Annotated in this window: 14 protein-coding genes and 1 other annotated feature; all 14 genes read right to left on the bottom strand. The window is 50.1% G+C overall.

Features of this window, described 5'->3' with window-relative positions; translation table 11 throughout:
- Window positions 1-365 precede the first annotated feature (365 nt).
- The 14 genes from AC3WT9_RS21175 to AC3WT9_RS21110 all read right to left on the bottom strand — a co-directional run bounded on the left by AC3WT9_RS21175 (window position 366) and on the right by AC3WT9_RS21110 (window position 13,645).
- Entirely contained in the window at window positions 366-1,919 is a 1,554-nt protein-coding gene (locus AC3WT9_RS21175) for a LysM peptidoglycan-binding domain-containing protein (RefSeq protein WP_341379606.1), read from the bottom strand.
- Between the two features lie 313 nt (window positions 1,920-2,232).
- Window positions 2,233-3,114: a branched-chain-amino-acid transaminase gene (gene ilvE / locus AC3WT9_RS21170; protein WP_038595656.1), complete on the bottom strand. Its 882-nt coding sequence runs from the start codon at window positions 3,112-3,114 to the stop codon at window positions 2,233-2,235.
- Between the two features lie 4 nt (window positions 3,115-3,118).
- A complete protein-coding gene (gene pheA, locus AC3WT9_RS21165; RefSeq protein ID WP_341095715.1) occupies window positions 3,119-4,006 on the bottom strand; it encodes a prephenate dehydratase in 888 nt (295 codons plus the stop codon).
- Complete coding sequence (thrB, locus tag AC3WT9_RS21160; protein ID WP_341095716.1) at window positions 4,003-4,983, bottom strand: homoserine kinase; 981 nt, start codon at window positions 4,981-4,983, stop codon at window positions 4,003-4,005. The genes pheA and thrB overlap by 4 nt, the downstream gene beginning before the upstream one ends.
- Window positions 4,984-5,045: 62 nt before the next feature.
- Window positions 5,046-6,332 carry a homoserine dehydrogenase gene (locus tag AC3WT9_RS21155; RefSeq protein ID WP_492407939.1) on the bottom strand — a complete coding sequence of 429 codons (1,287 nt, stop codon included), beginning with the start codon at window positions 6,330-6,332 and terminating at the stop codon, window positions 5,046-5,048.
- A gap of 75 nt (window positions 6,333-6,407) precedes the next feature.
- Window positions 6,408-6,845 (bottom strand): ACT domain-containing protein, encoded by a 438-nt coding sequence (locus tag AC3WT9_RS21150; protein WP_038595667.1) that lies wholly within the window; start codon window positions 6,843-6,845, stop codon window positions 6,408-6,410.
- A 329-nt stretch (window positions 6,846-7,174) separates the two neighbouring features.
- Window positions 7,175-8,485, bottom strand: coding sequence for a GTPase ObgE (gene obgE, locus AC3WT9_RS21145; RefSeq protein WP_341095719.1), 1,311 nt, complete (start codon window positions 8,483-8,485; stop codon window positions 7,175-7,177).
- A 15-nt stretch (window positions 8,486-8,500) separates the two neighbouring features.
- Window positions 8,501-9,241: a Spo0B domain-containing protein gene (locus AC3WT9_RS21140; protein ID WP_341095721.1), complete on the bottom strand. Its 741-nt coding sequence runs from the start codon at window positions 9,239-9,241 to the stop codon at window positions 8,501-8,503.
- 210 nt (window positions 9,242-9,451) lie between these two features.
- Complete coding sequence (rpmA, locus tag AC3WT9_RS21135) at window positions 9,452-9,763, bottom strand: 50S ribosomal protein L27 (RefSeq protein WP_019908993.1); 312 nt, start codon at window positions 9,761-9,763, stop codon at window positions 9,452-9,454.
- An 18-nt stretch (window positions 9,764-9,781) separates the two neighbouring features.
- On the bottom strand, window positions 9,782-10,117 hold the full coding sequence (locus tag AC3WT9_RS21130; protein ID WP_341095726.1) for a ribosomal-processing cysteine protease Prp: 336 nt from the start codon (window positions 10,115-10,117) through the stop codon (window positions 9,782-9,784).
- Between the two features lie 12 nt (window positions 10,118-10,129).
- On the bottom strand, window positions 10,130-10,441 hold the full coding sequence (gene rplU / locus AC3WT9_RS21125) for a 50S ribosomal protein L21 (RefSeq protein WP_341017227.1): 312 nt from the start codon (window positions 10,439-10,441) through the stop codon (window positions 10,130-10,132).
- Window positions 10,442-10,455: 14 nt separating this feature from the next.
- Window positions 10,456-10,542, bottom strand: a sequence feature (ribosomal protein L21 leader region).
- Between the two features lie 110 nt (window positions 10,543-10,652).
- Window positions 10,653-11,894 carry an Rne/Rng family ribonuclease gene (locus AC3WT9_RS21120; protein WP_341379612.1) on the bottom strand — a complete coding sequence of 414 codons (1,242 nt, stop codon included), beginning with the start codon at window positions 11,892-11,894 and terminating at the stop codon, window positions 10,653-10,655.
- Window positions 11,895-11,952: 58 nt separating this feature from the next.
- Window positions 11,953-12,795, bottom strand: a complete 843-nt coding sequence (locus AC3WT9_RS21115; RefSeq protein WP_341095729.1) for a M50 family metallopeptidase — start codon at window positions 12,793-12,795, stop codon at window positions 11,953-11,955.
- A complete protein-coding gene (locus tag AC3WT9_RS21110; protein ID WP_341095731.1) occupies window positions 12,788-13,645 on the bottom strand; it encodes a peptidoglycan DD-metalloendopeptidase family protein in 858 nt (285 codons plus the stop codon). The genes AC3WT9_RS21115 and AC3WT9_RS21110 overlap by 8 nt, the downstream gene beginning before the upstream one ends.
- Between the last annotated feature and the right edge of the window lie 182 nt (window positions 13,646-13,827).

Genomic DNA, 13,827 nt, shown 5'->3' with positions numbered 1-13,827 from the left:
GTTCAGTTTTCAAAGATCAAGCTCGTTGTCAGTGCCGATTATCTCGTCACCAGCAACTCTTATAATATATCATGTTTTCCGATTCAATGCAACACTTATTTTTCATCATGTTAGCAATATCAATCGTTCAACACGTTCCAATCATTCAAGCGTTCCTTCCGCTTGCGACTGGATTTATAATATAACATGTAACCTCTAACAAAAACAACCCACAGGATTTACCATTTTGCTTTTAGTACTATTAGTATCGTTAGCTACACAATGCATGACACTCTTCCTAATGATAACTAAGTAAACACCAGAGGGCCTGCATCTTAAGATGCAGGCCCTCTGGTGCAGTACGCAAATTTCAATTCAAGCCCAATTTAATTTGATATCCATGGATTTTTACTTTTCTTTGAAGTCCCCGTGCGGTCTGCATGCTTCGAACGTTGTTTAGGTGCAGTTTTATTTGATTTGTCAGCAGCTAGACCTGAGGTTTTAACTTTAGGTGTACCCGCTTTTCCCGAGCTGGCTTTGTTCTTCACTGCGGTTCCTGCGCTGACGGCTTCTGCTGCTTGAGGAACATCCTGCGCAATAACCTCCGGCTCAAGAATTTCTGGCACACGGTTGTGATGAGCATAATTCTCCATCCCCGGATACATCGGATATCCAGGAATCCCATGTATTCCTAATGGTGCAACAGCGGCCTCATTCGGCATGGAGAAGGGTCCAGCTCCGTAAGGAGAAACCGCACCGGGCTGTGGCATATAGGGTGGCATATAGGGTGACATATTAGTATATGCAGGCTGCTCATAAGTATAGGGCTGAATCGGCATTCCTCCACCACAGCCGCAGGTTGGCCACGGGAGGTTCATGGACTGACCACCGTACTGCGGAACTGCGTAAGCAGAATAATCAACAGGAGGATTATTCTCAGCCATAGCCGCATTTGCATACTCGGGAGCTGCATTTGGATACCAAGCATTGGAATAGTCAGTAGCGGGATATTCGTTTCCCGTATAGGCATACGGAGAACCACAGTCCGGCATATACGAAGTCGGCTGCATATAATTCGGGGCCACATTTATACCCATCACTGGCATAGGTTGCTCATAATACGGATATGCCGGCGGGCAATCGAAATAATATGGATTTTCGTTTAATCCGGGATAACCTGCTGTTTTTTCGCATGGTCCGTCCTTATGGTCAGGCCAGGTTGCCGGCTGTACCTCGGATTTCTCCTTTTCTTTGGGCATCTCATAGGTTATAGCTTCTTGCGCAGGTACAGAAATTTGCACAAACAGACTTTGTGTTTCATGTACTACTTCCTGAACGGGAGCTACTTCAGGCGCTTTATTCGGAAGAGGTGCGGCAACCTGGACAGGAGCCGGTGCGGGATTCGGAGCCGGGGTTGAGACAGGGGAAACTGCCTGAACGGGCTCTTCCTTTGGTCCGGTATAGGTTTTTCCGCCAACCTTTGTTTTGTCTACCACCTCAGGCGATACAGCAAGCGGTTGAACCGGAGTTACATTCGCATTTGCATTGGCATTGGTATTGGATTGCATAGGTTGCACGGATTGAGCCTGAATTGGAGTCGGCTCATTCGCCTTTTTGGGAATATTGACAACTTCACCGGTCATGAGCGCATTAGGATTCTTGAGATGCGGATTGGCGTCAATGATCTCTTTCAAGGTAATTCCCCATGCTTTGGATAATTTCCACAACGTATCACCTTGTTTAACAGTGTGCTTGTAGTAAAGCTCATTGTTTTCCGGAACAAGCATCGGAGCCGCAGGGATTTTAACTTTATCCCCAATAGCAAGCACTTCAGGATTACTGATCTGCGGGTTAGCCTCAATGATCTTTTGGAGCGTTACTCCGTACTTTTGTGATAATGCATACAGCGTATCGCCTTTTTTTACAATGTGTATTTTCACGCAGCATTTACCTCCTATAAATTTTGTGAGCTTATGCATCTTAGATCAGCACAAATACAGTCCTGACTTAGACGGCATATGCCAAAGTGTTGTGAAGCGATGCATTTATTACAGCTATGCTGCAACCCCGCTCTACAAGCAATTCCGATTTCCGGCTCTGCTCTCAAGCATCGGACAATGCGGTACAGCCGCCTCCTTCGTTACTACATCTTATGCAGCCCATGGGCGATTGACATCATGTGAACAAAAAAAATCCTTTCATGACTGGCATGAAAGGATTTGCTTATGGTAAATCAATGAATTTAGTGAATCACTATTCCCAGACTTTGTAGCCGTCCTTATCCACCGCATTCCGGAATTCTTCAAGTAATTGCAGTGTAATCGGTCCGGCATGCCCTGCTCCGATAATCCGTCCATCGATTTCACGGGCTGCAATAACCTCAGCTGCCGTTCCGGTGAAAAAGACTTCGTCGGCAATATAGACATCATGCATGGTGAACGGTTCTTCCTTCAGCGGAAGTCCCAGTTTCTCACAGAGTTCGATAATGGCCAGACGGGTAATTCCTTCGAGTGCACCAAGGTAGCAAGGCGGCGTGTACACCACACCCCTTTTGACAATGAAGATATTATCTCCCGAACCTTCAGTTACGTACCCTTGAGCGTTCATCATAATCGCTTCGTCAGCCTCAGCGAGATTGGACTGAATCTTAACGAGGATGTTATTGAGGTAGTTGAGTGATTTGATCTTCGGATTCAGTGCATCCGGGATATTGCGCCGTTGTGATACGGAAACTGCCCGTAAACCGTTAAGATAAGCCTGCTCCGGATAAATGGCCAGCTGCTCCACAATGATAATCACGCTCGCCTTCGGGCAACGCCGTGGATCCAGCCCCAGATTTCCGGGACCCCGCGAAACGATCAGACGGATATAGCCGTTGCGCATATCGTTCAAGCGAATCGTCTCAGCCATAGCCTCCAGCATTTCATCGTAAGTCAGCGGAATGTCCAGCATAATTGACTTGGCCGAATCATACAGCCTGTCCAGATGCTCTTTGCATTTGAAAATGTTGCCGTTATAAATGCGAATGCCTTCGAAAATGCCGTCTCCATATAAGAATCCATGATCAAAAACGGATACCTTTGCATTTTCCTTTGTTACGTGTTGTCCATCCAGATAGATCCATTGCTCAGCCATGAACTTACTGCACCTCCGCTTTCTCTTCCTCATAGGTGTATGTGGGGTAGGAGCCCAGAATCCGCACCTGACAGCCCAATGCCTTGATCTCCTCAATCGCCGCCGGGAGCAGGACCGATTCTATCGGTTCCAGCACATCAATGTAAAAATAATAAGTACCCAGTTTCTTCTTCGTAGGACGTGATTCAATACGTGATAAATTCAGACGCCGCCATGCAAATGCAGACAGCACCTGATGCAAGGCTCCCGGAAAATCCTCCGGCAGGGTTACAAGAATACTCGTCTTGTCTCCAACACTCTTGCGGGGAAGCCTCAGCTTGTGCGGGCCTACAAGGACAAACCTTGTGTAATTATTATGGTGGTCCGTGATTTTCCAGTCAAGGATCTCCAGGCCATGCGTTGCGGCACCGAGTGCCGTGCCGATTGCTGCCCAACCTCTGCCCGGATTGTTCTTTACTATTTCCACTGCTTCGGAAGTGCTTCCGACCGACTCCAGTTCAGCCCAAGGGGCATGCTCGCGGATAAACTGCAGGCATTGCGCCATGGCGACAGAATGGGAAAGGATCTTTACGATCTTAGTATAATCCTTATTTCCACTGTCATCCTTGAACTCCTGCGGGTTGCTGATGAGATTCTGTATCGACGGAAAGATCCACTCCGCCTGCATCGGAAGATTCACCTCATTAATGAGCCAATCGATATGCAGACTGACCGAACCTTCAATCGTGTTCTCAATGGGAATGACGCTGTAATCAGTGGCACCGCCTGCCGTAGAGAGAAAAACGTCGGAAATCAGCTTATGATGTTCAAGCTTTACAGGCTCAGCACCAAACAAGTACAGCAGCGCTTCGTGGGAGACGGTACCCTGCGGCAATACCGCTATTGACTTCATGGCTGTATTTCTCCTTTTATCATATCCAAAAATGATTGCTTTTGCATCCCGTTTCTTTCGAGCAGCTCAGTGGTAACCCCGGAAGTACATGGAGGCAGCCAGCGAGTGCGGGCCGGGATACCGTGCTGCTGCATCGTTTCTTTCAAAAATTGCTCAAGCTCCTGCTTCCTGCCCTCGCGCCGGTCGACCAGACAAAGAAGTGTAGGTCCCGCGCCGCTAAGAGCAATCCCAAGCGCCCCATGCTGCGGGGCTTCAGCGAGCAGCTTCTCCATCCCCGGCACCAGCGGCGCACGGTATGGCTGATGCAGCCGGTCCTGCATGGCCCGGCTGATGAGATCAAGCCTGCCAGAGGCCAGTGCCGCCGTCAGCAGCGAAGTACGGCTGATGTTAAAGACCGCATCGCCCACCGTGATTTCGGAGGGAATGACCCCACGTGCTTTGACCGTGGCCAGCTCAAATTCGGGGATCACAACAAGCACTTCCAGATCCTGCGGCGGCTCCAGACGGATAAAGTCGGCATGCTCGCCATCCCAGACAGCCGTAATGATTCCCCCGAACAGGGACGCTCCAACATTGTCGGGATGCTTCTCCAGTGCAGTGGCCATATCAAACAGTCTGGCATTGTCCAGCGGTGAACCAATCATAGCATTAGCTGCTGCCATTCCGCCAATAATGGCTGACGCGCTGCTGCCAAGTCCCCGTGTCAGCGGAATCTCGGAATACATGGAAATCGACAACTCAGGGATGGTAACCCCAGCTTCCGCAAAAACCATTTGGGCTACCTGGTAGAGCAAGTTATTCTTGTCCTGGGGCACACCCTTCATCTCATCACCATGTAGGTGAAACACGGTTTCCGCAGCTTCCTCCATCTCAATCCAGGCATACAGCGACAAGGCCATACCCAGTGTATCAAAACCCGGTCCAAGATTGGCGGTACTGGCAGGGACTTTAACTCTAGACCTTCCGTAAATACTCATGGCTGATGAAATCTCCTTCGTTATTTTTACGCGGTTCCTGATATCTGGAACTTACTCCGTTGTCAGCCTTCCACACGATAATGGCTCTTGATCCGGTGGATGACGGCAAGCTGCTCCAAATGCCGCATTACCTTATTCATACTCGCCTTGCTTGCATTGTGCGTCACAATTATGATCTCCGCATCAGGATTATTTGGGTTGGCTTGCTGCACAACGGAATCGAGGCTGACATCGTATTCGGCAAACACCTGAGTGATCTTCGCCAGCACACCCGCTTTATCATCTACATGCAGCAGCAGAAAGTTCTTGAAAAAGATGTCCTCGTCGCTCTTCAGCTTCTTTTGCTTATACGGGACAATCTGCTTGAGACCGTTAACGCCCAGTTTCAGGTTCTTGATAACCGCCACCAGATCGGCAACGATAGAGGTTGCTGTAGGCATCGCACCTGCTCCTGCACCATAAAACATAGTCTCTCCTACCGCTTGCCCGAATACATACACCGCATTAAAGACACCGTTGACGGAAGCGATCGGATGACTGGCCCGGATCATGGTCGGTTGAACACTGATGCTGAACGCCTCGTCTTCACACTCTGCGATTCCTAGCAGCTTCATTTCATAACCAAGACGTTTAGCAAACGCGATATCCTCTTTGCTCACTCCCGAGATGCCGCTCACACTGACATCGCTGAGTTCAACATTTGTTCGGAAGCCAAGCGTGCCGAGGATCGCCATCTTGCGTGCAGCATCAAGACCTTCAACGTCGGAGGTCGGGTCAGACTCAGCATATCCCAGTCCTTGCGCTTCCTTAAGTACATCATTGTAGGACGCGCCTTCCTGGCTCATTTTGCTCAGTATGTAATTGGTTGTTCCATTCACTATCCCCATAATCTTAATAATCTTATCTGATGAAAAACCTTCGATCAGCGTGCGGATAATCGGAATTCCTCCGGCAACGCTTGCCTCATAAAACACATCGCATTGCTTCTCCTGCGCTTTAGCCAGAATCTCCGAGCCGTGCAGCGCCATCAAATCTTTATTTGCGGTTACAATATGTTTGCCGCGTTCCAGCGCTTCAAGGATATATTCCTTTGTTCCGGCAATGCCGCCCATCACTTCGACGATGACATCAATTTCAGGATCACGGATAACCTCCCATGGATCTGAAGTCACTTTGGAGGCATCTACTTCGATTTCACGGGGTTTATCCGTATTCTTCACAGCAATGCGCTCAATGAGAATCGGGGAGCCCACTTGACTGCTCAGATCCTCCTGATTTCCTTCTACGATACGGACCACGCCCGTACCTACTGTTCCCAGCCCCAATAAACCAACTTTAACCGGCTTCATTTGAATCCTCCTAAAAGTTATATGAAGCTATACTTCACAGAATAATGACCGCAATAAAACTGCTTCTTAAACATCTTAACCCTGGCCGATAATAAAAGCGCGCTTCACTCCAGCAATTTCCTTCAGGCCATCAAGCATGTCGCCCATTTCTTCATTTAAATGCGAGATCTCCACGGAGATCACAACATTGGCCCGCCCTTGGAGCGGAATACTCTGGTGGATCGTCAACACGTTGGCTCCGTGAACCGCCACACAGCCGAGTACCTTGGACAGCATGCCGGACTCATGTTCCAGATCAATGGAGATCGTGACAATGCGTTCGCGCTCCAGTTGATGGATCAGATGTATGCCGTCCTTATATTTATAAAAAGCGCTGCGGCTAAGTCCAACCCTCTCAACACCCTCGTGCACCGTCTTGGCATCTCCCGCCTCAAGCAGCTGTTTGACCTGCATCGTCTTCAGCACAGCATCAGGCAATATGTCCTCGCGGACTAAATAATAGCGTTCTTTCACGAACGTCCTCACCCCAAAGACTTTTGTGTTTTCTTAGTGGACATTATATAGGATTCAGCCCGAATAACGCAACATATTTTCACACGAAGCCAAGAATACACTGCAAGAATGAAGCCACCCACATCCTCTAAGCTGCAAAAGGACAGATCATTTCTGTTCGAAGGTTGCTGTCATACACCGTTTCTCACCACTTTAATGTATGCCAATCAGCCTAAACCAAACAGAACATTACATAAAAAAACGCCGCCTCCGTCCTCCTTGTCAGGAAAAACGTAGTCGGCGTTTCTTCTATCTGCTTTATACCGTGTAGCGTGCAGCCAGCACCACTATTAATAGTAGCTGCTGTTCTCTACAAACTCGAATTCGAAATCGGCAATGCGGACAATCGTGCCTTCTACAGCCCCACGCTTACGCAGTTCCGCATCTACACCCATGTGGCGCAGGGTACGGGCAAGCTTCAGGATCGCATCATGCGTACTCAACTGCATACGCTTGATCATCCGCTCAATGCGCGGACTGCTGACGACAAACGCATCGTTGTCGCGGGTGATGGTGAAGGAGTTATCCTCTTCGGCCTCCAGCTTATAAACCTTACGTTCAGAGGTTTCTGCCACCTCTTCAACCACCGGAGCAACCGGAATACTGTCAAGGATATCCGTAGCACGGTAGAGCAGCTCCTGCACCCCTTGGCGGGTAAGTGAGGAGATCGGCATAATCTCCAGATCCGGACGCAGCTCTGCAACCCGTTCACGGAAAGAACTGAGGTTCTCCTCCGATTCAGGCATATCCATTTTGTTCGCCGCGACAATCTGCGGACGGTCAATCAGACTTGCATTGTACTGCTTCAGCTCATCATTAATCATGACCCAATCTTCGAAGGGATCCCGCCCCTCGGAACCGGACATATCCACGACATGGATAATAATGCGCGTGCGCTCAACATGGCGCAGGAATTCGTGACCCAGGCCGATGCCTTCGCTGGCCCCTTCGATCAGTCCGGGCAAATCCGCCATGACAAAGCTCCGGCCGTCGCCGACATCCACCACACCCAGGTTCGGAGTAATCGTTGTGAAGTGGTAGGCTCCGATCTTCGGTTGAGCTGCGGAGACTACCGACAGCAGCGTCGATTTCCCGACACTTGGGAATCCTACCAGGCCTACATCAGCCATTACCTTCAATTCCATAACTACATAACGCTCCTGGCCTTCTTCCCCATTCTCAGCCAGTTCAGGCGCTGTATTGGCCGCAGTGGCAAACCGGGTATTTCCCCGTCCGCCGCGTCCGCCGCGCGCTACAACAACCTGCTGTCCGTGACGGGTCATATCGGCGATCACTTCCTGGGTGTCGTCGTCGATCAATATAGTTCCCGGAGGAATCCGTACGATCATATGCTCGGCATTGGCACCATGCTGACTCTTGTTGCGTCCTTTTACACCACGTTCTGCTTTAAAATGGCGCTGATAACGAAAATCCATCAGCGTACGTAAACCTTCATCCACCCGGAAAATAACGTCGCCGCCGCGGCCGCCGTCACCGCCGGCAGGCCCGCCTTCCGGCACATACTTTTCACGCCGGAACGCTACCAGTCCATCGCCTCCGTCGCCGCCTTTAACATAAATCTTAGCCTTATCTACGAACATTCATGTTCACCTTCCTTACATCTCCAGCGGTAAACGCAGTTTCACATGAGCTCTGTCCTGCTCCAACTGCTCCGCCTTCATAATTTTCCCTTGGACTATATTATAAATTTGCCCCTGTAGCAGCTCGGGATTGCTATGCTCACCCTCGCCTTCGAAAGAGATCAGAATGTCTCCTCCATCCTGTATAAAGCTTAGGCGGAGTCTTTGGGTATCGCCCTGCGGAACAAGTCCGCTGTATTGGTATGCCCTTACCGTCTGCATAATCACCGAAGTAAGCTCGTCGCCTTTCTCCTGACTTAGCTTGTCCTCCAGCTGCAAGCCTTCCTCCACCTGCACTTCCAGCTCCAGATTGCTCCGGAATGTGCGGAAAGACTGCAAATAAAACACCAGCGAAGGGATTCCCAATTTGGCGATACGGCTATCAAGCGCTATACGCTCCTTTATTCTTTCCACACATTGCACGGATTTATCAGGCTTACCCAGCTGGATATATCCGTAAAGCACCTGCAGCTCATTCATCCAATCATGACGATGATGATTCAGTGTCCGGTTCGCCGCCTGTTGCAGAGTCTTCTCCTGTATGCGCAGTTCCTCTTCAAAATGACGCCGGTTGTAAATAAAGCTGAAAGCAAGCACCCCAGCTACCCATATTCCAAGCAGCAGGCATGTGAAAAGGGAGGTACGCCAATACACGAGACCTAAAGGAAGCACTACGGATAACATGACTGCCCAGACGAAACTTTTCCAGGATTTCATTCTTTCTCCCCGTCCCTCAGTTCGCAAAATTCATGTCTAATTCAATATTCACCTTGATGAAGCATATGCCAATTCCCAGTATAACACAGGCTTTCACGGCAATCATTAGCATTCAGAGAGCAAGTGAATAATGTATCACCTGTTTTTCCTGCAAAAAAGCCCCCGGCACTCATGCCGGAGGCTTCTACATACAAATAATGTTCGGAAAGCTTACGCTTCCAGTGCCGCTGCTACCGGAGCGACATCAACCGGGTACACGCTCACTTTTTTGCGGTCGCGGCCCCAACGTTCGAACTTCACTACGCCATCCACCAATGCGAAGAGCGTATCATCTTTACCGATGCCTACGTTAGTGCCTGGGTGAATTTTAGTTCCGCGTTGACGAACCAGGATGTTGCCGCCGGTTACTGCTTGACCGTCAGCACGTTTCACGCCAAGACGTTTCGAGTGGGAATCACGTCCGTTTTTTGTGGAACCTACACCTTTTTTCGATGCGAAAAACTGAAGATCCAATTTCAACATGTTGGTCAACCTCCTTCTTTAAATAATAACTTGCTGTATCTTAATATACTTCCCGTATGATTCTGCGATATCACTGAGCATGACAACCATGGATTCCAGCAAAAGCTGGATCTTGGCGGAGACTTCAGGATCACTCACCGGAACCAGGGTTCCGCTTAAAAATCCGTCATCCATTGAAGTATCCAGAACAACACCAGTCAGCTTCTCAATCGAATTCACCGTTCCAAATGTAACTGTGGAAACACCCGCGCAGACGATATCCCAGCCTTTCCTCGCGTATTCTGCATGCCCTTTAACGGCAAAACCGACAATCGTACCTTGAGCTGAAGCCCGTGTAATCCGCACGTTAATCATTAACGCACCTTCTTACGCTTGAATCTTCTCGATAGTTACTTTAGTGTACGGTTGACGATGGCCTTGTTTCTTGTGGTAGTTCTTCTTAGGTTTGTATTTGTAAACTACAACCTTCTGACCCTTACCATGTTTCTCGACTTTAGCTGTTACAGACGCGCCGCTTACCAGCGGAGTTCCTGCAGTCAGACCACCTTCGTTAGAAACAGCCAATACACGGTCAAACGTTACGCTTGCGCCGTCTTCAGCTTCCAGCTTCTCAATGAACAATACATCGCCCTCTTGGACTTTGTACTGCTTACCGCCAGTTTCGATAATTGCATACATTGTACTTGCACCTCCTCATGTCTCAGACTCGCCTAGTCTAGGTGGCAAATCCCCGTAGAAATCTGCGCTTATGTACCCGATCGGAGCGGTTACAGCATGTGCAGGATTAGAACAATCAAACACATACTTGAAGATATTATCATACTTAATCCAGATAGTCAATGGTATAGAGAAGCGGATAAATAAAGCTGTTTGGATTTGCTGATTATTCTTATTCCAGCCAGGCTCCAACTTTCCCCGTCCCTCCGCAGCATTGGCAGATCACAGGGGCAAAGCTAGCCGAATCATGCCGTGCCTTCTTACGGGTCATTTCCAGCAGACCAAGATGTGTCCAGCCCAGAATATGCGTCTTGGTGCGGTCCCGGCTCGTCACACTCTCCAGCCGTTCCGTTACTAGCCTGCGGTGCTCCTCACGCTCCATATCAATAAAATCAACAACGATGATGCCTCCGGTATCGCGTAGACGGATAAGCCTGCCAATTTCCTCTGCGGCCAGCAGATTTGTTCGCGTTACGGTCTCCTCAAGCGTGGTACTCCCGGTGTATTGTGCCGTATTGACATCAATGACGGTCAGCGCCTCTGTCTCGTCCCAAATCAGCGTTGCCCCGCCCTCCAGAATAATCTTCCGGTTGAAGCTTTTATGCAGCTGCTCCTGCACACCATATGCGGTAAAGATGGACTCTTGTCCCCGGTACAATCCAACAGGCTTGTACCCTTCGGGAGCCATATCATCCAGAAATGCCTCCGCTTCCCTCACCGCATGAGCCGAATCAATCATCAGCTCATCAAGCTGCGGATTGAAGGCATCCCTGATAAATCGCTGAACGATGCTCAGATCGCAGTGCAGCAGGGCCGGAGCTACGGCCTCCCCGGCGCGGCGGACAATCATCTCCCACTGCGCACGCAGAAAGGACAGGTCGCCTTCGACGGCATCCACTGGCTCATCCTCGGAGACTGTCCGCATGATCAGCCCCTCTTCACTGCGGCGCAGCCGCTCACCGATTGCTTTAAGCCGGCTCCGTTCCGATTCCCGGCTGATTTTTTTGGAAACTCCTACGTATTCTGCAAAAGGCATGTATACCATCCAGCGTCCCGGCAGTGTATAGTGGGTGGTCACACGTGCTCCCTTGCCGCCCCGCGGCTCTTTGCGGACCTGGACGACAAGCTCCTGGCCGGGCTGCAGCAATGTCTCAATGGAAGGTTTCACCGCCGGCTGCTTATCTAAATGGGGATGCAGCACATCGTCTACATATAAAAAAGCATTCTTCTTCTGTCCAATATCGACAAAAGCAGCCTGCATGCCTGGCAAAACATTCATAACCCGGCCCTTGTAATAACTGCCGACCAGACCTTGCTGCTGATCGCGTTCGGCCGCGTATTCCACCAGCCTCCCGTTCTCCAGAAGAGCCATCCGGGTAACATGCTGTGTGCAGTGAACGATCATTTGTTTCATGGCTTCACCTCTGGGTTTCAATCAATCATTCATTGCCACCGGCCGCACGGAAGCTGTTCTACTTTCCAAAATAAGTAGAGATCAGGCGCTGCTCCGGCACAACCGCTACTATATTTCTATCATCGTTCATCACATAAATAAAATGATATTGATTACGTTTAAATAGACGCAATATATCATCTAAAGGTTTCGCGGAATCGGCAACAATCGGTCGAGCTTCGCTATTGGAACGCAAATGGCGAGCATACATTGCCTCTCTGTTCATCAGAAATGCCATGAAGCGGTAGGGCAGATTCCGATGATCTGTCCTATTGGAATAGAGCAGAAACGCCCCGATCATCAGCAGATTCAGCCGGAGGCCGCCGCCTGTCCCAAGCGGCAGCAATGCGTAGCCAATGACAAGCACACTTGCTCCGATACTTATTCTGCCGCCCCACAGCAAAGTATAATAATACGGCAGAACCATACTTAGCGCAGCTTGAAGAACCTTGCCCCCGTCCAGGGGAAGAACCGGCAGGAGATTGAAGAGTGCGATAATCACATTTGCCTGAATAAAATAAGCAAGAAAAGCCGTACTGCCTGCACCTGCCTGCTGAAGCATAACAGCCAGCAGGATCATGATTCCGTTCTGCAGCGGTCCAGCCAGCGCGATACCAATCTCCCGGCTCGCCGTAAGCCGCCCGTGATCCTCAATCACGGCCACTCCGCCGAAGGGGAGCAACTGAACGGATCTGACCGTAACCCCGGCCAGCAAAGCTGCGCAGACATGTCCCAATTCGTGGATAAGCACTATGGTAAAGAGCGTAAGCAGCTCCAGAAACTGTCCAGTTAACACGGAAAAGAGCAGAATCAGCACAAATAGCGGATGCAGCGACAGTTCAATGCCAAATATCCTAATCAAACGATACCACTTCGGCAGGATCAATATAAGTCTTGTCTTTCATAATTGCAAAAAAAAGCAGCCCTGTTTCAGCGTCCTTCGTCTCCTGCATCCAGCCAACGGTGTCACCGCTCTGTATCCAGTCATCCACCGCAAGCTTTGTTCCGCTCAAATGACCGTATTCTGCCGTTACGCTGCCCGTATGGCGTACGGTAACCCGAATGCCGCCCTGTGCCTCATTGGTCACGGATAACACACGTCCCGTGTCTACACTTTTCACCGTGATACTGCCTTTTGAATCCTCCGCAGGCATAATTTCCACACCTTTCAGCGTAGCCGCAAATGGACGGACAATACTGCCCTCAAGTGGGGCGCTCAAGGCGTGGGCAGCCGTAACTTTTTGAGCCGGCTGATCCTCGTCCCCGAAAATCGGGATGAACGAAGGCGCACCGTCAAAGTGCTCCTCATACCATACCTGGGCCGCGGCGAAGTCCATATCCTTGCTGAGGGCATCCGAAACAAAATCCTGCGCCTTCAGCGCCCAGGGCTGGTGCAGAAAAAATATGCCCCATACACCTCCAAATACAAGGAGGCTTGCGACAGTCCGCCGGATAAATCCGGCAGAAAAATGTGATCTGCCGCCGCCTCCCTCGTCCTCCCAGCCCCCGCGGCGTTCCTTCCACACGACCTCGGGGTCCGGCTCCGCTGATGGAGCCAGATCATTTTTAGGACCCGCTCCCCATTCCTTAAAGCTTGCTGTCTTCTCCGGCAAAGCAAAAAGCGGCGGCACTGCCACGGTATCCTGGTTGTCCTCCAGCAGGTTGCGGATACGTTCTTTGCGGCGGCCTTTAACGCCTGATTTCTGTTCCATCTCGATCCCTCCGGGGGCTTGTTTTATATCCATTTTATGAAGGATGGAAGGTGCTTTAGAACAAGCCTTAACCAAGCGGAACATGTCCGGCAACCTATTTATCATAAAAAAATCCCGCCGCAGATTCTCTGCCGGCGGGATTTTTTATCTAAGGGATAACTTTATAGGATTGCTTGCAGCAG

The organism is Paenibacillus sp. EB106-06-01-XG199, assembly GCF_058791575.1.
Note: the sequence above shows the minus strand (reverse complement) of the source record. Positions and strands in the feature narration are given on the sequence as shown.